Origin of the sequence: Agrobacterium sp. SOY23 (genome assembly GCF_027212525.1) — a bacterium.
Taxonomy (GTDB): domain Bacteria; phylum Pseudomonadota; class Alphaproteobacteria; order Rhizobiales; family Rhizobiaceae; genus Agrobacterium; species Agrobacterium tumefaciens_I.
On the sequence record NZ_JAPWDT010000002.1, the window covers coordinates 510,789 to 530,634 of the forward strand.

The 19,846-nt window shown below is 60.5% G+C and carries 16 protein-coding genes; 7 read left to right on the plus strand and 9 right to left on the minus strand.

The features are described 5' to 3' along the window. Positions 1-131 precede the first annotated feature (131 nt). The 5 genes from edd to O3S81_RS07725 form a co-directional block, all read right to left on the minus strand. Positions 132-1,952 carry a phosphogluconate dehydratase gene (gene edd, locus O3S81_RS07705; protein ID WP_269342041.1) on the minus strand — a complete coding sequence of 607 codons (1,821 nt, stop codon included), beginning with the start codon at positions 1,950-1,952 and terminating at the stop codon, positions 132-134. Positions 1,953-2,074: 122 nt separating this feature from the next. Next, positions 2,075-2,773: a 6-phosphogluconolactonase gene (gene pgl, locus O3S81_RS07710; RefSeq protein ID WP_269342043.1), complete on the minus strand. Its 699-nt coding sequence runs from the start codon at positions 2,771-2,773 to the stop codon at positions 2,075-2,077. Between the two features lie 10 nt (positions 2,774-2,783). Further along, positions 2,784-4,259 (minus strand): glucose-6-phosphate dehydrogenase, encoded by a 1,476-nt coding sequence (zwf, locus tag O3S81_RS07715; RefSeq protein WP_269342045.1) that lies wholly within the window; start codon positions 4,257-4,259, stop codon positions 2,784-2,786. Positions 4,260-4,396: 137 nt separating this feature from the next. Beyond that, positions 4,397-5,683 (minus strand): NAD(P)/FAD-dependent oxidoreductase, encoded by a 1,287-nt coding sequence (locus O3S81_RS07720; RefSeq protein WP_269342046.1) that lies wholly within the window; start codon positions 5,681-5,683, stop codon positions 4,397-4,399. 12 nt (positions 5,684-5,695) lie between these two features. After that, positions 5,696-7,132 carry a glutamine synthetase family protein gene (locus tag O3S81_RS07725; RefSeq protein WP_269342047.1) on the minus strand — a complete coding sequence of 479 codons (1,437 nt, stop codon included), beginning with the start codon at positions 7,130-7,132 and terminating at the stop codon, positions 5,696-5,698. A 123-nt stretch (positions 7,133-7,255) separates the two neighbouring features. On the opposite strand from O3S81_RS07725, the gene O3S81_RS07730 reads away from it, so the two are divergent. Next, a complete protein-coding gene (locus tag O3S81_RS07730) occupies positions 7,256-8,440 on the plus strand; it encodes an NAD(P)/FAD-dependent oxidoreductase (RefSeq protein WP_269342049.1) in 1,185 nt (394 codons plus the stop codon). A 309-nt stretch (positions 8,441-8,749) separates the two neighbouring features. Here O3S81_RS07730 and O3S81_RS07735 read toward each other — a convergent pair whose 3' ends face one another. Then, on the minus strand, positions 8,750-9,097 hold the full coding sequence (locus O3S81_RS07735; protein ID WP_269342434.1) for a hypothetical protein: 348 nt from the start codon (positions 9,095-9,097) through the stop codon (positions 8,750-8,752). Between the two features lie 86 nt (positions 9,098-9,183). On the opposite strand from O3S81_RS07735, the gene O3S81_RS07740 reads away from it, so the two are divergent. Further along, the gene (locus O3S81_RS07740; RefSeq protein WP_269342051.1) at positions 9,184-10,056 is read left to right on the plus strand and encodes a LysR family transcriptional regulator; all 873 of its coding nucleotides are present in this window, start codon (positions 9,184-9,186) and stop codon (positions 10,054-10,056) included. A gap of 15 nt (positions 10,057-10,071) precedes the next feature. Here O3S81_RS07740 and O3S81_RS07745 read toward each other — a convergent pair whose 3' ends face one another. After that, positions 10,072-10,329, minus strand: a complete 258-nt coding sequence (locus O3S81_RS07745) for an SMc00767 family acetate metabolism repressor (RefSeq protein ID WP_004432604.1) — start codon at positions 10,327-10,329, stop codon at positions 10,072-10,074. Between the two features lie 95 nt (positions 10,330-10,424). Beyond that, a complete protein-coding gene (aceA, locus tag O3S81_RS07750; RefSeq protein WP_269342052.1) occupies positions 10,425-11,714 on the minus strand; it encodes an isocitrate lyase in 1,290 nt (429 codons plus the stop codon). A gap of 254 nt (positions 11,715-11,968) precedes the next feature. Here aceA and O3S81_RS07755 point away from each other — a divergent pair, with 254 nt between their 5' ends. The 5 genes from O3S81_RS07755 (at position 11,969) to O3S81_RS07775 (ending at position 17,768) form a co-directional block, all read left to right on the plus strand. Next, positions 11,969-13,384 (plus strand): helix-turn-helix domain-containing protein, encoded by a 1,416-nt coding sequence (locus O3S81_RS07755; protein ID WP_269342053.1) that lies wholly within the window; start codon positions 11,969-11,971, stop codon positions 13,382-13,384. A 152-nt stretch (positions 13,385-13,536) separates the two neighbouring features. Continuing rightward, a complete protein-coding gene (locus O3S81_RS07760; RefSeq protein WP_269342055.1) occupies positions 13,537-14,634 on the plus strand; it encodes a polyamine ABC transporter substrate-binding protein in 1,098 nt (365 codons plus the stop codon). Between the two features lie 238 nt (positions 14,635-14,872). Then, the gene (locus O3S81_RS07765) at positions 14,873-16,030 is read left to right on the plus strand and encodes an ABC transporter ATP-binding protein (RefSeq protein ID WP_269342057.1); all 1,158 of its coding nucleotides are present in this window, start codon (positions 14,873-14,875) and stop codon (positions 16,028-16,030) included. 12 nt (positions 16,031-16,042) lie between these two features. Further along, positions 16,043-16,951 carry an ABC transporter permease subunit gene (locus O3S81_RS07770; protein ID WP_269342059.1) on the plus strand — a complete coding sequence of 303 codons (909 nt, stop codon included), beginning with the start codon at positions 16,043-16,045 and terminating at the stop codon, positions 16,949-16,951. Positions 16,952-16,955: 4 nt separating this feature from the next. Continuing rightward, positions 16,956-17,768: an ABC transporter permease gene (locus O3S81_RS07775; protein WP_269342060.1), complete on the plus strand. Its 813-nt coding sequence runs from the start codon at positions 16,956-16,958 to the stop codon at positions 17,766-17,768. Positions 17,769-18,078: 310 nt separating this feature from the next. On the opposite strand, the gene O3S81_RS07780 is transcribed toward O3S81_RS07775, so the two are convergent. Continuing rightward, positions 18,079-19,743, minus strand: a complete 1,665-nt coding sequence (locus tag O3S81_RS07780) for an ABC transporter permease (protein ID WP_269342062.1) — start codon at positions 19,741-19,743, stop codon at positions 18,079-18,081. Positions 19,744-19,846: the final 103 nt, after the last annotated feature.

Below are 19,846 nucleotides of genomic sequence, written 5' to 3' on the forward strand. Positions count from 1 at the left end.
CTGACGTTTAAGGAATGGGAAATAAAGCGGTTTCTGCGCAGGCTCATCCCGAGCGACACGATGCGGTCAAGCGTTGCCGCGGAGCAGAGTTGCAAGGCGAAAGCCCCGACGGGCCTTCGCCTTGCGAAAGGTCAATGGAACAGAACGCTGGCGCCCTGATCGGCCGGGCCGGCATTGCGGCGGAAGGGAGCGAAAAGTTCGCGGCCCATACCCCATTCATTGCCGGAAAGATCGGCGCGCGCCGGTTCGCGTTTCGCCAGCTCGGCGGCGGAAACAAGCACCTCAAGCGAGCCGGAAATGGCGTCGAGACGGATGATGTCGCCATCGCGGATGAGCGAGATCGGGCCACAATCGGAGGCTTCCGGCGTGACGTGGATGGCGGCCGGCACCTTGCCGGATGCGCCGGACATACGCCCGTCCGTGACCAGAGCCACCTTGAAGCCGCGATCCTGCAGCACGCCGAGCGGCGGCGTCAGGCGGTGCAATTCCGGCATGCCATTGGCTTTCGGCCCCTGGAAGCGGACGACGGCGATGAAGTCGCGGTTAAGCTTGCCGTCCTTGAAGGCGTCCTGGAGTTCCTGCTGGTCATGGAAGACGATCGCCGGCGCTTCGATGATGTGGCGCTCTGGCTTGACGGCGGAAATCTTGATGACCGATTTGCCGAGATTGCCGGTCAGCATCTTCAGGCCGCCGGTCGGCTGGAACGGGGTTTCGATGCTGGAAAGCACCTTCGGGTCGTGGCTCTGCTCGGGGGAGGGCTGGCGGGTGACGGCGCCCTTCTCGTCGAGCAGGGCATCCACGGTGTAGGCTGCGAGGCCCTGTCCGAAGACGGTGCGCACGTCATCGTGCACGAAGCCCTGTTTCAGCAGCTGCTTGATGAGGAAGCCCATGCCGCCGGCGGCGTGGAAATGGTTCACATCGGCAAGGCCGTTGGGGTAAACGCGGGCGAGCAACGGCACGATGTCGGAGAGGTCGGAAATATCCTGCCAGGTGAGGATGATGCCGGCGGCGCGCGCCATGGCGATCAGATGCATGGTGTGGTTGGTGGAACCGCCCGTCGCATGCAGGCCGACGACGCCGTTGACGACGGATCTCTCATCAATCATCTCGCCCGCCGGCGTGAACTCATTGCCCTGCGCGGTGATCGCCAGCGCGCGCTTGGCGGCCTCGCGCGTCAGCGCATCACGCAGCGGCGTGCCGGGATTGATGAAGGACGAACCGGGCATATGGAAGCCCATGATTTCCATCAGCATCTGGTTGGAGTTCGCCGTGCCGTAGAAGGTGCAGGTGCCGGGGCCGTGATAGGATTTGGATTCCGCTTCCAGAAGCTCGGCGCGGCCAACCTTGCCTTCGGCATAAAGCTGGCGGATGCGCGACTTTTCGTCATTCGGCAGGCCCGATGTCATCGGCCCGGCGGGAACGAAGACGGCGGGCAGGTGGCCGAAGGCGAGTGCGGCAATGACGAGGCCCGGCACGATCTTGTCGCAGACGCCGAGATAGACGGCGGCGTCGAACATGTTGTGCGACAGGCCGATGCCGGCCGCCATGGCAATGGCATCGCGGGAAAACAGCGAAAGCTCCATGCCCGGCTGGCCCTGGGTCACGCCGTCGCACATGGCGGGAACCGCACCCGCCACCTGCGCTATGCCGCCCGCTTCCTTCGCCGCATCGCGGATGATCGCCGGGAAGGTCTCGTAGGGTTGGTGCGCCGAAAGCATGTCGTTATAGGCGGTGATGATGCCGAGATTGGGCACCCGGTCGCCGGCAAGGATATCCTTGTCGGCGGGGGAACAGACCGCAAATCCATGCGCAAGATTGCCGCAGGACAGCACGGAGCGGTGAACACCCTTCGAAACCTGTAGCCGCAGCCGTTCGAGATAGGTCTCGCGGTAGGGCTTGGAACGTTCGACGATGCGGGCGGTAATGGCCTGAATGCGGGAATCGGCGGACATGGGCGTTCATCCTGTTCGTTGGTCGACAACCGGCGTTCCGGGAGGCGAATGCCGGTTGTCGTGTTTCAGTCTTCATGTCTTCGGGGCGCTTTAGCGGGCCGCTATCGCGGCAGAATGCTGGCCTAGGGCGCCCAGTATATATCCACGGGCGTTTCTGCCCGGTTCAGCACGGCGCGGATCGGCATTTCGTCCTCATCCTCGCCCGATTGTGCTTTCTCCAGCGTCGCCTTCTTGGCGGCACCTTCGATATGCAGCACCAGAAAATCGGCATCGTGCAGGCTGGAGAAGTTGAAGGTCAACCGCTCCTCTCCCGCATTCTCTGCCGCCATGGTCAAAACGCCGCGCGGTTCGTCAAGGTCCAGCGCCTCGTAGAGATTGTCGCCGCCCGGGAAGAACGATGCCGTGTGGCCATCCGTTCCCATGCCGAGAATGACGACATCGAAGGGGTCGCAGATCGCTTCGGTCTTGACGGTCGCAAGCGTGGCCGCATCTTCCGGCGAGGCCGCCGGCTGGAACAGCGGCACGAAATAGGCCGCCTTCGCCTTGTCCTGCAGAAGATTTTCGGCAACGAGGCGGTGGTTCGAGCGGTCGCTTTCCGGCGGCACGAAACGCTCGTCCACCAGTGTCACGCTGATATTGGGCCAGTCGAGATCGTGCCTGGAAAGCGCCTGAAAGAACAGCTTGGGCGTCGAACCGCCGGAGACGGCGATGCTTGCCGCCCCGTGATCCTTTGTTGCCGCATCAAGGCGCTTGGCAACCTCCGCCGCCAGAGCGGTGGCGAGTTCGGCGGCGGTGTCGAAGACGTGGATCGTTTCGCTCATCGCCAGGCCCTCAGTCGGCATCATGCCAGGTGCGGCCGTCGCGCTCGATCAGTGCGATCGAGCCGCTCGGACCCCAGGTTCCGGCCGTGTAACCCTGCACGCCTTGGGCCAGATCTTCCCAGCTCTTGAGGATGGGGTCGATCCAGTCCCATGCCGCTTCCACTTCGTCGCGGCGCATGAACAGCGTCTGGTTGGAGCGGATGGTATCCATCAGCAGCCGCTCATAGGCATCGGGGCTGCGCACGTTGAAGGCTTCGGCAAAGCTCATGTCCAACGAAACCTGACGCAGGCGCATGCCGCCCGGACCGGGGTCCTTGATGAGGAGCGACTGCTTGACGCCTTCATCCGGCTGCAGGCGAATGACCAGCTTGTTGGCTTCGATCTTGCCGGCCGCATCGTCGAAGATCGAATGCGGGATCTGCTTGAAGGTGACGACGATTTCCGAAACGCGGGTCGCGAGGCGTTTTCCCGTGCGGATGTAGAAGGGAACGCCGGCCCAGCGCCAGTTGGCGATTTCAGCCTTGATGGCGACGAAGGTTTCGGTGTTGGAAACGCCGCCTTCCAGCTCTTCCAGATAACCCTTTACCGGACCGCCTGCGGAAGCACCGGCGCGATACTGGCCGCGAACCGTCTGTTTTTCGACATTGCTGGTATCGATCGGCTTCAGCGAGCGCAGAACCTTGAGTTTTTCGTCACGCACGGCTTCCGCATTCATGGATGCCGGCGGCTCCATGGCGACAAGGCAAAGCAGCTGGAGAATGTGGTTCTGAACCATGTCGCGCAGCGCGCCGGCCTTGTCGTAATAACCGGCGCGGCCTTCGAGACCGACCGCTTCGGCAACCGTGATCTGCACATGGTCGATATGGGCGGAATTCCACAGCGGCTCGTAAAGCGCATTGGCGAAACGCAGCGCCATCAGGTTCTGCACCGTCTCCTTGCCGAGATAGTGGTCGATACGGAAGATCTGCTCTTCCTTGAAGACATGGCCGATGGTGTCGTTCAATTCCTGGGCGGAGGCCAGATCGCGGCCGATCGGCTTTTCAACCACGATGCGGGTCGAACGGGTGATCAGCTTGTGCTCGCGGATCTTGTCGGCGATATCGCCGAAAATGCCCGGCGCGACGGCCAGATAGAAGGCGCGTACGCGATCCTTGCCCTCATCGAGCAGCTTCTTCAGCACGTCCCAGCCATTATTGGTCTTCGCGTCGACCGGCACGTAGAAAAGCCGGTTGAGGAACAGGGAAACCTGCGTGTCGTCATATTCGCCAGCCTTCAGGTGTTCCTTCAGGGCGTCCTGCGCGAATTTGCGATATTCCTCATGGGTCATGACCGAACGCGACGCACCGATGATCCGTGTCGGCTCCGTGAACTGGCCTTCGACCTGGCGATGATAAAGGGCCGGCAGAAGCTTGCGCTCCGCCAGATCGCCTGTGCCGCCGAAAACGACACAATCAAAAGCTTCAACAGGAATGATCTGACTGCTCATATCGATTCTCTCGATCTTCAAGGGTTGGGGGCATCAATAATCTAATCGATTTAAAAATGCCAGACTCAGTTATGTGAAATTATGAATTTTGCTTCCGCCAACTCGTCTGCCGCCGGCAACAGTCTGTAAACATTGGCCTAAAACCTGTCTCGCAATGCATACCAAGAAAGCGCCAGGAAAAGCAGCGGCGTGCGCAGCGATGCCCCGCCGGGGAAGGAGGGCACCTTCAGCCGCGCAAACGGCGCCAACATGTCCTTTTTGCCGAGAACGAGATCGGCGTAGAGCTTGCCGCAATAATTCGACAGCATCACGCCATGGCCGGAGTAACCGCCGATGGAGGTGACGCCGGGCATGACCTCGCGCACAAAGACCTTGCGTGGCAGGGTAATGCCGACGGAGCCGCCCCAGGAATGGGTGATGTCGATGTCCCTGAGTTGGGGATAGATTTCCGCGATCTGCCGGCGGATATGGCTGGAAATATCGCGCGGCGTATCGGCCGTATAGGCCTCGCGGCCTCCGAACAGCAGGCGGTTATCGGCCGTCTTGCGGAAATAGCGCACCACGAAACGGGAATCGGCCACGGCTTCCTTGCCGGGAATAATCTCCGGATAGGCATCGAGCGGCGCGGTTGCCCCGATGAAGGAGCGGATGGGCATGATGTGAGCCGCCGTCACCGGTTCCAGATTGCCGATATAGGCATTGGTGGCGATCAGCACCCGCGGCGCGGTGAGTGTGCCGAAGGGGGTTTCGATGATGGTTTTGCCGCCCACTTGCCGGATGGATTTTGCCGGTGTCATTTCGTAAATGCCGGCACCTGCGGCCTGCGCGGCTTTGGCAAGCCCGACCAGCAGTTTCAGCGGGTGGATATGGCCGGTGCCGGTATCGCGCGTGCCGCCGAAATAGTGAGTGGAGCCGACACGTTTGCGCGCCTCGCCCCGCTCCATGTAGGAAATATGCGGATAGCCGTAGCGATTGTTCATCGCATCGACGCTTCTGCGATAATCATCCTCGTAAGCGGCCTTGTGCGCCACATAAAGCTGCCCGGGCAGATACTCCATGTCGATGCCGCGGCTGCTGGCGAAGTCACGCACGTAGTTCTTGGCATCTTCGGCGATGTCGAACAGAAGCTTGGATTGCTCGAAGCCGATCTCGCCTTCCATCTCGTCCGGAAAGGAGCGCTGGCCGGTGCCGAATTGCCCGCCGTTGCGTCCGGAAGCGCCATCGCCAAAACGATGCGCCTCGATGAGGGCGACGGAGACGCCGTTTTCTGCGAGGTTGCAGGCGGCCTGAAGGCCGGTATAACCGCCGCCGATGATCGCGACATCAACCTGCTTCGACCCGTCGAGGGCTGGATAGTCCGGCCGCTCGCCGACGGTTGCCTGATACCAGGAAATCCCCGGCGCAATCGGGCTTTGCCATGTCATGCTCGAGGTTCCTTACACGTTGAGAAGCAGGAATTCCCGCTCCCAGGGGCTGATCACCTGCATGAAGGTCTCGAACTCCCCGCGTTTCAGGCCGGCATAGAGGCCCACGAATTCATGGCCGAACACCCGGTCGAACTGCTCTTCGCCCTCCAGCAACGCCACGGCCTCAAGCAGACCACGCGGCAGTTCGATGGAGCCTTCATTGGCCGTATCGGCGGTGGGTTCGGTCGGCTCGATATTGTTGACGATGCCGAGCCAGCCGCAGCCGAGGGAGGCGGCAAGGGCCAGATACGGATTGGCGTCCGAGCTCGGCAGGCGGTTTTCGACGCGCCGCGCCTGCGGACCGGAAATCGGCACCCGGAAAGCGGTGGTGCGATTGTCGTAACCCCAGGCATTGTTGACCGGGCAGGCCATGTCCGGCGTCAGGCGGCGATAGGAATTCACGTAAGGCGCGAGCATGACCAGCGCGTTCGGCACATAGCGCTGCATGCCGCCCACGAAGTTGAAGAACTCCTTGGAAGGGCCGCCATCCTTGTTGGAGAAAATATTGCGGCCGCTGTCGATCTCCACCACTGACTGGTGGATATGCATGGCCGAACCCGGCTGGCCCTGCATGGGCTTCGCCATGAAGGTGGCATAGATGCCGTGTTTCAGCGCCGCCTCGCGGATGGTGCGTTTGAACAGGAAAACCTGGTCGGCAAGCTCGATAGGATCGCCATGGCGCAGGTTGATTTCCAGCTGTGCCGGACCCTCCTCGTGGATCAGCGTATCGATCTCGAGGCCCTGTTTTTCCGAGAAGTGATAGATGTCGTCGATCAGCTCGTCGAACTCGTTGATGCCGGCGATGGAGTAGCTCTGCCCACCGACGATGGAGCGGCCGGACCGGCCCTTCGGCGGGTGCAGCGGATAATCCGGGTCGTCATTCATGGCGACGAGGTAGAATTCGATTTCCGGCGCCACGACCGGCTTCCAGCCCTTTTCGGTATAGAGCGAAAGCACATTCTTCAGCACGTTGCGCGGCGTGTAGGGCACGAAATTGCCTTCCGCATCCACCACGTCGCAGATTACCTGCGCGGTCGGGTCGGTTTCCCAGGGCACGACGGACAGCGTGGAAAGATCGGGCACCAGCTTCAGGTCGCTGTCGCGCGGCTCATAACGGAAATTGGCGGTCTCGTCGGGATATTCGCCTGATATCGTGTGGCGGTAGAGCGCAGACGGCAGGGCAAGCGAGGTATCGCCCGTGAATTTCGCCGTCGGCATCATCTTGCCGCGGGGAACCCCGGCAAGGTCGGGGGTGATGCATTCTATATCCTCGATCCCGCGCGCACGCAGCCATTGCGCGGCTTCGCGCCAGGAGGAAACGCCACGGGGGGAGGAAAGGTCGAGGGGAGGTGTCTTTGCCATGGTTGCCTGTTTCTTCGGGCGGAGCATGGTTTTCTTCGGGGGCATGTATCACCGGGTCTGTGTTTCGACTGGCGCCATCATAACCGTAGTTTGGCAATTGGCGAGGGGGAAAGCGCCATTGACAAGTGGCGGCACTTCGAAAAGAGGAAAGGAAACGGAACGGATGGAATGATGACAGAGAAATGTGACGTGCTGATTTTGGGGGCGGGCGCCGCCGGTATGATGTGCGCCATCCGCGCCGGTCAGCGCGGCCGCTCCGTCGTCATTCTCGACCATGCCAAAGCGCCGGGCGAAAAGATCCGTATCTCCGGCGGCGGCCGCTGCAACTTCACCAATATCCATGCCGGGCCGAAGAACTATCTCTCCGCCAACCCGCATTTCGCCAAATCCGCACTCGCCCGTTACACGCCCCGCGATTTCATCGCTCTCGTCGAAAAACACCGTATTGCCTGGCATGAAAAAACGCTTGGCCAGCTCTTTTGTGACGACAGCGCCAAGGACATCATCCGCATGCTGCTTGGCGAAATGCAGGCGGTGAATGCGAAGCTGCGGCTCGAAACCTCGATCTCGGCTGTCACCCATGATGGCGGCCGTTTTCGCGTCACCACCTCAGGCGGCGTAATCGAAGCGGAAAGCCTCGTCATCGCGACGGGCGGCAAGTCGATCCCGAAAATGGGCGCGACCGGCTTTGCCTACCAGATCGCCGAGCAATTCGGTCTCAAGCTCATCGAGCCGCGCCCCGGCCTTGTGCCGCTGACGCTCGATCCCGCTTTGCTGGAAAGGCTGAGCCCGCTTGCCGGCGTCGCGGTTCCAGCCGAGGTCTCTCACGGCAAGACCTCGTTTGAGGAAGCGCTGCTCTTCACCCATCGTGGTCTGAGCGGTCCCTCCATCCTGCAAATCTCATCCTATTGGCGTGAAGGCGATGCGATCCGCCTGAAACTCGAACCACATCGCGATATCGCCGCGCTGCTGAAACAGGCGAAACAGAAGAACGGCCGCCAGTCGCCCCAGACGGCATTATCGGAAATCCTGCCGAAACGGCTCGCCCAGCACGTCGTCGAACAATCCGGCCTTACCGGCCATCTGGCCGATATGTCCGACAAGGCTCTGGCGAAGCTCGCGGGCGAGGTGCAGGACTGGCAGATCAAGCCCGCCTGTTCCGAAGGTTATCGCACGGCGGAAGTCACGCTCGGCGGTGTGGACACGACCGGCCTCGATTCCCGCAGCATGGCGGCGAAAGCGGTGCCAGGCCTGTTCTTCATCGGCGAATGCGTTGACGTCACCGGCTGGCTCGGCGGCTATAATTTCCAGTGGGCCTGGGCGTCCGGACAGGCGGCAGGCGAATTCGCGTGAGATGGGCTCAGTCAGTTGGTTGAAGCATTCTCTCTTCCGTCATTCCGGCCTTGAACCGGAATCCAGCCAGCCCAAGTCTTTGGGCTGAAATACTTTCTCGCCACACGGATATGCGTTGGCTGGACCCCGGATCTAGTCCGGGGTGACGGCGTGCGGATGGGCGCGTTTGCCAAATTCATCAGCCGAGTTTGTGGCCCGTTTTCGCCCTCTTTAACATTCTGTTAACAGGCGAGGAGTCATCCTGACCGAATGCCAGCAAAGCCGGATCGCTCTGCGATCCCGCTGCACATGATGTCAGGCTGGAGGCTCTTAACAGGGCATGGGTCGGTTGAGTTTTTCGTCAGGAGCCCGCGCATGAACAGATCCGCACATCGTCGCCCTCGCGCCATTGCCATCGCCCGCGCCGAAAGCGAGAGCCGGCAGATGGCCTTTCGCCTCGGCATCATCGCAACCGGCGCTCTCGCGGCTCTGATCGCCCTCTTTTACTGACCCGCGGTCCTTCGACTTCATCATTCCGACAAGTATGCGGAAAAGCCGCCACGGCCAGGACGCTTCGGCCATATCAGCATAGAACTTCTCTTCCTGCAGAATGGCTTCGTGCCGGGTGCGCGGCTGCTGGTTTTCGATGATGACCCGTGCTGCAAAAATCGCGTGCATGTTCGCTCTCCTTCTTATGCGGAGGGCCATGATGCACGCCGTTTTTTGATTTATCTGCGCAAGAAAATGCGCTACGTTTTTCACCGATGAAAAACGTCACCTGGGATTCCTATCAGCTTTTCCTCGATGTGTCACGCAGCGGCGGCCTGACCGGGGCGGCCGCGCTGACGGGTCTTAGCCCCGCGACCGTGGGGCGGCGCATGGTGGAGCTGGAGGAGCGCATCGGCAAGGCCCTGTTTCAGCGTAGCCAGACAGGATATGCCCTGACGGCGGATGGTCGCGCGCTGTTCGACCGGCTTCAGGCGATGGAAAATGCTGCCAGGGATATCGAGGGATGGCAGAAGGCATCCTTGGCCTCTTCCACCGTGCGCATCGCCGTCGGCACCTGGAATGCCTGGCTGCTGACTGGCAACTTCTCCGCCATCTGCACCGACCGTGATGATTTCCGCATCGATCTTTTCATAGCGGAACAGCGGGCGTCGCTGGCCCATCGTGAAAATGACATCGGCATCCGCGCTTTCGAGCCGCAGGAAAAGAACCTCGCCGCCATCAAGACGGGGGAGGTGGCCTATGCGCCCTACAGGCTGCGCAACGCCGCTGCCGCCGTTGCCGACCGCTGGCTGGCGGTGGCGGAAGACGGCGCCATTTCCACCTATCTGCGCTGGCCGCATGAGAACCGCCGCAGCGATATTGCTGTGACGGTGAACCGGCCGGTGGCGCTGCTCGATCTGGTGTTGGCCGGCGCAGGGGTCGCCGTGCTTCCCTGTTTCGTCGGCGATGCGGATGCACGGCTTCTTCGCGAGGGCGGCGAAATCGAACCACTCCGCCACAATCAATGGATCGTCATGAACAATGACGATCGCCACCGCCGCGATATACGGACGGTGGCGGATCGGATGACCCGTCTGATCAAAAGCCATTCCGATCTTTATGCCGGTCGCAAGAGCCGCCCGGCATAAGAGAAAGGCTGTCCCTCAGGCGGCGTCACGCCCCTGCGCGACGATGACGGGGATCAGAAGATCGCCCCAGTTGCCGCCGCCGCCATGGTGGCGGGCCGAGCGGACGAGCTCGACGGAAACACCGGCCTCGACGGCTTTCATGACAGCCTGGTTGAGGCGGTGCAGATCATTGGCCAGCATGCGGATGGCGGCCTGCTGATCCTGCGTCATGGCGGAGGATTGTTCCTCGGCGCGTTCCTTGACGTGGGTCTTGATGGGGTTGTGGGCATTCATGGCATTTCTCCTCTCTTTATTGGTCGGGGTTCTTGATCCGGTTTGCAAGCCCTTCCCAGCCTTTGATTGTTGCCGGGAAGGGCGGTTTTCTCGATTTATTCAGCCGCCGGGCGGAACTGGTCGTGCTCGGTGGATTCCTTCATGGCGGTCGTGGACGAGGTGCCGCCCGAGATGGCGAGCGACACGGCGTCGAAATAGCCGGTGCCGACTTCACGCTGGTGCTTGGTGGCGGTGTAGCCGTTCACTTCCGCCGCGAATTCCGCTTCCTGAAGCTCGGAATAGGCCGCCATCTGCCGGTCCTTGTAACCGCGCGCCAGTTCGAACATGCCGAAATTCAGCTGGTGGAAACCGGCGAGCGTGATGAACTGGAACTTGTAGCCCATCGCGCCGAGCTCCCGCTGGAACTTGGCAATCGTCGCGTCGTCGAGGTTCTTTTTCCAGTTGAACGACGGCGAGCAATTGTAGGCGAGCTTCTTGCCGGGATGCACCTTGTGCACGCCTTCCGCAAACCTGCGCGCCTGTTCGAGATCCGGCTTTGAGGTTTCGCACCAGATCAGGTCGCAATAGGGCGCATAGGCAACGGCACGGGCAATACAGGGCTCAAGACCGTTCTTGACCTGATAAAAGCCTTCGACGGTGCGGCCGGCATCGTAATCCACGAAGGGGCGGTCGCGCTCATCGATGTCGGAGGTCAGAAGCTTGGCAGCCTCCGCATCCGTGCGGGCGATAACCAGCGTCGGCACACCCATGACATCTGCAGCGAGACGCGCTGCCGTCAGGTTGCGGATATGCGCCGCCGTCGGGATAAGAACCTTGCCACCCAGATGGCCGCATTTCTTTTCCGATGCCAACTGATCTTCGTAGTGAACGCCCGCTGCGCCCGCCTCAATGAAGGCCTTCATGATCTCGAAGGCATTGAGCGGCCCGCCGAAACCGGCTTCCGCATCGGCAACGATCGGCGCGAACCAGGTGTCGACCGAAAGGCCCTTGCCTTCCGCCGTCTCGATCTGGTCGGCGCGCTGCAAAGTGCGGTTGATGCGCTTGGCAAGCTCCGGCGCGGCATTGGCGGGATAAAGCGACTGGTCCGGATACATGGCCGAGGCCGTGTTGGCGTCCGCAGCAACCTGCCAGCCGGAAAGATAGATCGCCTTCAACCCGGCGCGAACCATCTGCATGGCCTGGTTGCCGGAAAGCGCGCCGAGCGCATTGACGAAATTCTCCTCGTTGATCAGCTTCCACAGCCGGTTAGCACCCATCTCGGCCAGCGAATGGCGGATTTCGACGGAACCGCGCAACCGCTCCACGTCGGCGGCGGTGTAGGTGCGCTCGATGCCCTCGAAACGGCCCTGCGGTGCGCCCGGAACAAGTTTGTAAAAATCCGTCATACTTCTCTCTCCCATGACAAATGCGGTTTCTAAAACGGGCTGTCGTGAACTTCGTGTGGCGCCGTTCTGTGTGACTACATTTACATTTTTGGAGATTTCAACGCCAGAACAAACATAAAAACAGTGACTTGAAAGAGGTTATCCTGTAGGGTGCGTGACAGGGTGGAGTTGTAAAACTGTAAATTTTGTAAAAAGCTCTAGCCCGACGGGTTTGTAACAGGCTTGTATGAGTCACGGGATGGGAAGGTGAGGCTGTGTCGGAAAACAAGATTTTTGCCGGACCGCGCGTACGCCGTATTCGCAACGGTCTCGCATTGACGCAGACGGCCATGGCCGAGGCGCTGGCGATCTCGCCGTCCTATCTCAATCTCATCGAGCGCAACCAGCGGCCGCTCACGGTGCAGCTGCTTTTGAAGCTCGCTTCGGTCTATAAGGTCGATCTGGATGACCTGCAGGGCGAAAGCGCCGGTTCCGCCGGGCAGCTGCGTGAGGTCTTCGCCGATCCATTGCTGGCGGGTGAAGTGCCATCGCCGCAGGAACTGATCGAGGTCGCGGATGCCGCGCCCAATGCGGCAAGTGGTGTCCTCAAGCTTTACCGGGCCTACCGGGAGCAGGCGCAGCGCCTTTCCGACCTTTCCGATCTTCTGGCGCGGGAGGGGCATGAGACCGCGTTGTCTTCCACCCGGCTGCCGATCGACGAGGTGCGGCATGTCTTTGAAAACCGGCCAGCCTATTTCCATGCCATCGATGCGGCGGCGGAAGAACTCCATAAACAATTGTCGGCGGGTGATGATCTCGCCTCCGGTCTTCGTGCGTGGTTACAGAAAAACCACGGCATCGTTGTCAGAACTCTGCCGGTGCACGCCATGCCGAATCTGAGGCGGCGTTATGACCGCCATTCGATGCGGCTGTTTTTATCAGAACGCCTGTCGCAACCGGATCAGCTCCGGGAAATGGCGATGGAGACCTGTCTTCTGGCGCTGCGCGAAGAGATTGGGGCGGAACTGGAGGCGCTGGGCCTGAAGGGCGAGGAGGCGCGGCGTATCGCCCGTTTCGAACTGGCGCGTTATGCCGCCCATGCGCTGATGATGCCCTATGGCGCGTTCCTCAGCGCCGCCCAGCGCGCGAAATATGATCTCGATGTTCTGCGGTCGCGCTTCAATGTCTCGTTCGAACAGGCCGCCAACCGGCTCGTCAGCCTGCAACGGCCAACGGCCGCGGCGATCCCGTTTTTCCTGATGGAGATCGACAATGCCGGCAACCGCTTCCGCCTTGCCGGGGCCGGCGGTTTTCCGAGGGCGCGATTCGGCGGCCTCTGTCCGCGGCTCAATATTCACGCAGCCTTCGCCCAGCCGGGGCAGGTTCTGGTGGAAGCCGTGGAAATGCCGGACGGTGATGCTTTCCTCACGGTTTCGCGCACGCTGGAAGGCCCGCAGGCGGGTTTCGGCGAAAGGGTCAGGCGAACCGCCGTGCTTCTGGGCTGCGATCTCGGCCAGGCGGGGGAAACGGTCTATGGCCCGGCCGCTTCGGGCGCGGCACCCGTTGCCATCGGCCCCTCCTGCCGGCTGTGCGAAAGGCAGGGCTGCCTGTCGCGGGCGGAAGCACCGCTCACGCGTCCGCTCGGGCTGGATGAAATGGTCACGGGTCTCAGTGTTTTCGACTTCCAGTAGGTGTTTCCATCCGCTTTTTTGTGGCCGGAACACATTTGGTTGAAAATGCTGTGCCGCACATTTCCCGCTTGCTCCCTTTTGTTTTCCTTTCTAGTCTCTCGCAAAAAAGGGGATCACGCTCCCACCGTGAGGATGCGTTAACAGGAGACATCATGAAAAACCGTTCTCTCCGTCTGACCTTGGCTCTCACCACCGCGCTCGTTGCAGCAGGCTCGGCAATGGCCCAGGAGAAGGTCGTCCACGTCTATAACTGGTCGGATTATATCGACGAATCGATCCTTGCCGATTTCACCAAGGAAACCGGCATCAAGGTCGTTTATGACGTGTTCGATAGCAACGAACTCGTGGAAACGAAGCTTCTCGCCGGAAGCTCGGGTTACGATGTCGTGGTGCCCACCGGCCCCTTCCTCGCCCGCCAGATCAATGCCGGCGTGTTCCAGAAACTCGACAAGTCCAAGTTGCCGAATCTGAAGAACATGTGGCCGGACGTCTCCGAGCGTCTGGCGAAATACGATCCCGGCAACGAATATGCCGTCAACTACATGTGGGGCACCACCGGCATCGGTTATAACGTCGCCAAGGTGAAGGCCGCGCTCGGCGATGTTCCGGTCGATAGCTGGGATATTCTCTTCAAGCCGGAAAATGCCGAAAAGCTGAAATCCTGCGGCATCAATATTCTCGATGCGTCGGACGAAACCTTCGCCATCGCCATGAACTATCTCGGCAAGAATCCCGACAGCAAGGAAACCGCCGATCTCGAGGCGGGCGGCGACGTCTACATGAAGATCCGCCCCTCCGTGAAGACCTTCAATTCCTCCGCCTATATCGACGAACTGGCGAATGGCGATACCTGCATCACCATCGGCTGGTCGGGCGATATCCTGCAGGCGAAAACGCGCGCCGAGGAAGCCAAGAACGGCGTCGAAGTGAACTACGTCATCCCGAAGGAAGGCACCTATATGTGGTTCGACAACCTTGCCATCCCGGCGGATGCCAAGAATGTCGAGGAAGCGCACGCCTTCATCAATTATCTGATGCGCCCGGAAGTCATCGCCAAGGCATCCAACTATGTCCAGTATGCGAATGGCAACCTTGCCTCGCAGGCACTGATGGACGAGGCGGTCGCCAAGAACCCGGCGGTCTATCCCGATGCCGAGACGATGAAGAAGCTCTTCACCATCTCGCCCTACGGGCCGAAGGAACAGCGCGTGCTGAACCGCGTCTGGACGCAGATAAAGACCGGCAGCTAAGCGGATCCGGAGAGGGTGGACACCGTCCACCCTCATTCCTGTGCTCGTCACGGGAATCCAGCGACCTGAATCTGTCAGGTCAGATGAAGTCTTTTCAGCCCGGAGACTTGGGCTGACTGGGTCCCTGCTACATCCTCGGCCTGTTCCGGGGAACGGGGATGAAGACAGGTGGGGATGGCGTCGATCCGGCCTCGCTGTCGTATACGTTTCGATGGATTCTTGGTGAAATGGGGCGGGCATGGCAAAGACACTCGGACCGGTCAAACGCAAATTCAGCCCTTGGGACAATCCCGATGCGGTGCCCTTCATCCGTTTTGAAAACGTCACCAAGCGTTTCGGCGATTTCGTCGCCGTCAACAATCTGACGCTTGATATTTACGAGCGCGAATTCTTCTCGCTGCTCGGCCCGTCCGGCTGCGGCAAGACCACGCTGATGCGCATGCTGGCCGGTTTCGAAGAGCCGACCGAAGGCCGCATTCTGCTTCAGGGCAAGGATATTTCCGGTGTGCCGCCCTATAAGCGTCCCACCAACATGATGTTCCAGTCCTACGCGCTTTTCCCGCATATGTCGGTGGAAAAGAACATCGCCTTCGGCCTCGAACAGGACGGCATGGCCAAAGCGGAAATCGCTTCCCGCGTCGAGGAAATGCTGAAGCTCGTGAAGCTCACGGAATTTGCCAAGCGCAAGCCGAGCCAGCTTTCGGGCGGCCAGCGGCAGCGCGTGGCGCTCGCCCGTTCGCTCGCCAAGCGGCCGAAGGTGCTGTTGCTGGACGAGCCGCTCGGCGCGCTCGACAAGAAGCTGCGCGAGGAAACGCAGTTCGAACTGATGGATATCCAGACCAATCTCGGCCTCACCTTCCTCATAGTCACCCATGACCAGGAAGAGGCGATGACGGTGTCGGACCGCATCGCCGTCATGGACAAGGGCAACGTCGTGCAGGTGGCGACGCCGGCCGAGATTTACGAAGCACCGAACACACGCTACGTGGCGGACTTCATCGGCGACATTAATATTTTTGACGCGAACGTCGTCGCCAACGCCTCCGATATCGGCAGGCCGGGTCTGGTGACGCTGGATTGCGAAGGGCTGAAGGTTTCGGTGGAGCAGGAATGCGCGGCGGCGACCGGCAGTCAGGTGGCCTACGCCATCCGCCCCGAAAAAGTCCGCATCTCGCTCGACCAGCCCGCCGATAGCAGCATCAATTCCGCCTATGGCGAGGTCTGGGACATCGGTTATCTCGGCGACTTTTCCGTCTTCATCGTCAAGCTTGCCGATGGCCGTGTCATCCGCGCGGCGCAGGCGAATGTCTCGCGTCTCGTCGATCGCCCGATCACTTTCGGCGATATGGTATGGCTGAACTGGAAGCCGGATTCCGGCCTCGTCCTGACACGCTGAGGGAGGCTTGATATGGCGATCACCACTCCCGAAAACCGGCAAAGCCCCTGGCGCTGGCTGGTCGTTGCGGTTCCCTATTTCTGGCTGCTGCTGTTCTTCGCCGCGCCGTTTTTCATCATCTTCAAGATCTCGCTGTCGGATACGGCCATATCCATGCCGCCCTATACACCGGTCTTCGAAGGGTTTTCGAAGCTCGGGGCGTTCTTCTCGCAGCTCGATTTCGAGAATTACCTGTTTCTGACGGAAGACCCGCTTTACATCGACGCTTACCTCTCGTCGCTGCGCATCGCCTTCATCTCCACCTTCCTGCTTCTGCTGATCGGTTATCCCATGGCGCTGGCCATGGCGCGCGCGCCGTCATCCATCCGCCCGACGCTGGTGATGCTGGTGATCCTGCCGTTCTGGACCTCGTTCCTGATCCGCGTTTACGCCTGGATCGGCATTCTGAAGCCGGAGGGCCTGCTGACGGTGCTGTTCCAGTGGCTCGGGTTTCTCGGACCAGACCAGCAGGTCAACATCTTCCGTACCGAAACGGCGATCTTCATCGGCATCGTTTATTCCTATCTGCCCTTCATGGTGCTGCCGCTCTATTCAGCGCTGGAAAAACTCGACAATACGCTTCTCGAAGCTGCGGCCGATCTCGGCTGCCCGCCCTGGAAGGCCTTCTGGAAGATCACCTTTCCGCTCTCCCTGCCGGGCGTGGTTGCCGGGGCGATGATCTGCTTCATCCCGATCACCGGTGAATTCGTCATTCCCGATCTGCTTGGCGGCGCGCAGACGCTGATGATCGGCAAGACGCTGTGGACGGAATTCTTCGGCAATCGCGACTGGCCGCTGGCCTCCGCCGTGGCCGTGCTGCTTCTGCTCCTGCTGGTGGTGCCCATCGCCATCTTCCAGAACCAGCAGAAGAAAGTGGGGTGAGGCCATGAAGCGCGGAAAATTCGACATCACCGTCCTCACCCTCGGTTTTGCCTTTCTCTATATCCCGATCATCATCCTGATCGTTTATTCCTTTAATGCCTCAAAGCTGGTCACCGTCTGGGGCGGCTTTTCGCTGCAATGGTATAGCTCCATGTGGGCGAACCAGGGGCTGATGGATGCGGCCTGGGTGACGTTGCGTGTCGGTATCCTCAGTGCCACCATCGGCACCATCCTTGGAACGCTGGCGGCGTTGTCGCTGACGCGGTTCGCGCGCTTTCCGGGCCGGGTGCTGTTTTCCGGCATGATCTATGCGCCGCTCGTCATGCCAGAGGTCATCACCGGCCTGTCGCTCTTGCTGTTGTTCGTGGCCGTCGGGGTGGATCGCGGTTTCTGGACAGTGGTCATCGCCCACACCACCTTCACCATGTGTTATGTGGCGATCGTCGTGCAGTCGCGCCTTCTGACCTTCGATCGCAGCCTCGAGGAAGCCGCGCTCGATCTCGGCTGCCCGCCGGTCAAGACCTTCTTCCGCATCACCCTGCCGCTGATCTTCCCGGCCGTCATCGCCGGCTGGATGCTCGCCTTCACGCTATCGCTCGACGATCTCGTTATCGCCAGCTTCGCCACCGGTCCCGGTGCGACGACGCTGCCGATCAAGATCTATTCGCAGGTTCGCTTGGGCGTGACGCCGGAAATCAACGCCATCTGCACGATCCTGATCGGTCTCGTGACGATCGGCGTCATCGTCGCCTCCATTGCCTCCAAGCGCACCGAATTGCAGCGGATGCGTGATGAACATGCGGCTGCGCGACACTGACCAGACGGAACGCCTCGGTTTCTTCGCGTTACTGTTGAAATCGCGATAAAATCAGAAACCTGTAATTTAGTTTTGGCACTTTACGGTCTCAGAATAGGAATTTTCGTCGGTAATTGATCGATTTTGGTTTTAACTCCTTGTTAATGGGAGTTGGCGGAAAGTAAATCCAACGCAGGGCCGTCATATGTTTGATGGCCGGGATTGATAATTTCCAAATGGCGAGATTGTCCCCCTTTCTCTCGTTGAAAAGCACAACTCATACAGGCGGCCGCAAGGCCGCCTTTCTTTTTGCGAATGTTGCCGGTGCCCCTCAGTGATTTTCCGGATGATCCATCGATTTCGAGACGAGCAGGACGGGAATAAGCCCGGCAATGATGATGATGATCGCCGGCACGGCGGCATCCTGCACCCTTGAGCGGGATGCATCCTCATAAACCAGCGTGGCAAGCGTGTTGAAACCGAAAGGCCGGAGCAGGATGGTCGCCGGCAGTTCCTTCATGGATTCGATCAGCACCAGAAGGAAGGCGGTCAGCGCGGCCGGCCGCATATTCGGCAAAAGCACCTTAAACAGCGTCTGCGCCCGGTTGCGCCCAAGTGTGCGCGAGGCCATGTCGATATGCGGTGAGAGCTTCTGGAAACCGGCATCCAGCGTGCCTTCCGCCATGGTCATGAAACGCACGGCATGGGCATAGATGATGGCAAAGGCGGTGCCGGAAAGCAGCAGCCCGCTGGAAAAGCCGAAATGGGAACGGAGGAACCCGTCAACACCATTGTCGAGGCTTGCGAGCGGAATGAGCACGCCGATGGCAAGCACGGTTCCCGGCACGCCATAACCCATGGAGCCGAATCTTGCGGCCACTTTTGAGGTGCGCGAGCGCTCTGTGCGGATGGCATAGGAAAACACGAAGGCGGCAATCAGCGTCACAAAGGCGGCCGAAAGCGAGACTTCGAGACTGTGCCCGAGCGCTTTCAAAAGCTTTGGCGCCATAAGCGCATCCAGCCTTTTCACGGCATAACCGCCCAGCACGATGACCGGAATGAAAAAGCCACTTGCTACCGGCAGGAAGCAGAACAGGCTCGCGCACCAGCGCCGCCCGCCGGTCAGCGCCTTCAGCCGGTGGCGCTGCGCCATGCTCGTCGCTTTCGGTGCCCCGAAGCGCTGTTTTTCCCGGGCATTGCGTTCGACGACGATCAGCGCGCCGACGATGATGAGGATGATGGCGGCGATCTGGGTCGCATTGGCAAGATTGCCGCGATTGAGCCAGGTCTCGTAGATGGTGAAGGTGAGCGTCTGGACACCGAGATATTCGACAGCGCCAATGTCGTTCAGCGTCTCCATCAAGACCAGCGACAGCCCGATGGCAATCGCCGGCCGCGCCATCGGCAATTGCACGGAGAAGAACACATTCAGCGGCTTTGCTCCGAGTGTGCGGGCCGCTTCAGCCGCAAACCGCCCCTGCATGGAAAAGGCGGCGCGGGCGGAGAGATAGACATAAGGGTAAAGCACCGAACTCAGGACGATCACCGCACCGCCGAGCGAGCGGATATCGGGAAACCAGTAGTCACGGATGTTGTGGTAACCGAAGGCGGCGCGCAACGCGCTCTGCACCGGCCCGGTGAAATCGAGAAACTCGCCGAATGCATAGGCCGCCAGATAGGAAGGGATCGCAAGGGGCAGGACAAGTGCGGCAGACATCAGCCGCCGCAGTGGAAATTCGAATGTGGTGACGAGCCAGGCGCAGACGATCCCGAAAAACGCCGTCGTCGCGGCCGTCAGCCCCAGCAACATGAAGGTGCGGAACCCGGCGCGTGGCAGGACATTGGCGAGAAGATGCTGCCATCCCTCCGTGCTGCCGGTCAGCGCCAGCCAGAAGATCGCCAGAATGGGCATGGCGGCAATGGCCGCGATAATGACCGCCGTAGTCGGCAGCACTGAAACGCGTTTTGCCGCTGGATGGGGAATAGTCATGGGCATGCGGGCCTGTTGTCTTGCGAAAGCCTCAACGCGTTACGCATCCCCTGGTACACTGTATGACCCAACGAATTCTTGTGTTGTCGCATCCGCATTTCCCTCATTC

Excerpts from the sequence above, each read along its gene's own strand:
- edd (WP_269342041.1), bottom strand. The coding sequence starts at position 1,952 with ATGTCCGCCGATTCCCGCATTCAGGCCATTACCGCCCGCATCGTCGAA.
- pgl (WP_269342043.1), bottom strand. The coding sequence starts at position 2,773 with ATGAGCGAAACGATCCACGTCTTCGACACCGCCGCCGAACTCGCCACC.
- zwf (WP_269342045.1), bottom strand. The coding sequence starts at position 4,259 with ATGAGCAGTCAGATCATTCCTGTTGAAGCTTTTGATTGTGTCGTTTTC.
- O3S81_RS07720 (WP_269342046.1), bottom strand. The coding sequence starts at position 5,683 with ATGACATGGCAAAGCCCGATTGCGCCGGGGATTTCCTGGTATCAGGCA.
- O3S81_RS07725 (WP_269342047.1), bottom strand. The coding sequence starts at position 7,132 with ATGCCCCCGAAGAAAACCATGCTCCGCCCGAAGAAACAGGCAACCATG.
- O3S81_RS07730 (WP_269342049.1), top strand. The coding sequence starts at position 7,256 with ATGATGACAGAGAAATGTGACGTGCTGATTTTGGGGGCGGGCGCCGCC.
- O3S81_RS07735 (WP_269342434.1), bottom strand. The coding sequence starts at position 9,097 with ATGCACGCGATTTTTGCAGCACGGGTCATCATCGAAAACCAGCAGCCG.
- O3S81_RS07740 (WP_269342051.1), top strand. The coding sequence starts at position 9,184 with ATGAAAAACGTCACCTGGGATTCCTATCAGCTTTTCCTCGATGTGTCA.
- O3S81_RS07745 (WP_004432604.1), bottom strand. The coding sequence starts at position 10,329 with ATGAATGCCCACAACCCCATCAAGACCCACGTCAAGGAACGCGCCGAG.
- aceA (WP_269342052.1), bottom strand. The coding sequence starts at position 11,714 with ATGACGGATTTTTACAAACTTGTTCCGGGCGCACCGCAGGGCCGTTTC.
- O3S81_RS07760 (WP_269342055.1), top strand. The coding sequence starts at position 13,537 with ATGAAAAACCGTTCTCTCCGTCTGACCTTGGCTCTCACCACCGCGCTC.
- O3S81_RS07765 (WP_269342057.1), top strand. The coding sequence starts at position 14,873 with ATGGCAAAGACACTCGGACCGGTCAAACGCAAATTCAGCCCTTGGGAC.
- O3S81_RS07770 (WP_269342059.1), top strand. The coding sequence starts at position 16,043 with ATGGCGATCACCACTCCCGAAAACCGGCAAAGCCCCTGGCGCTGGCTG.
- O3S81_RS07775 (WP_269342060.1), top strand. The coding sequence starts at position 16,956 with ATGAAGCGCGGAAAATTCGACATCACCGTCCTCACCCTCGGTTTTGCC.
- O3S81_RS07780 (WP_269342062.1), bottom strand. The coding sequence starts at position 19,743 with ATGCCCATGACTATTCCCCATCCAGCGGCAAAACGCGTTTCAGTGCTG.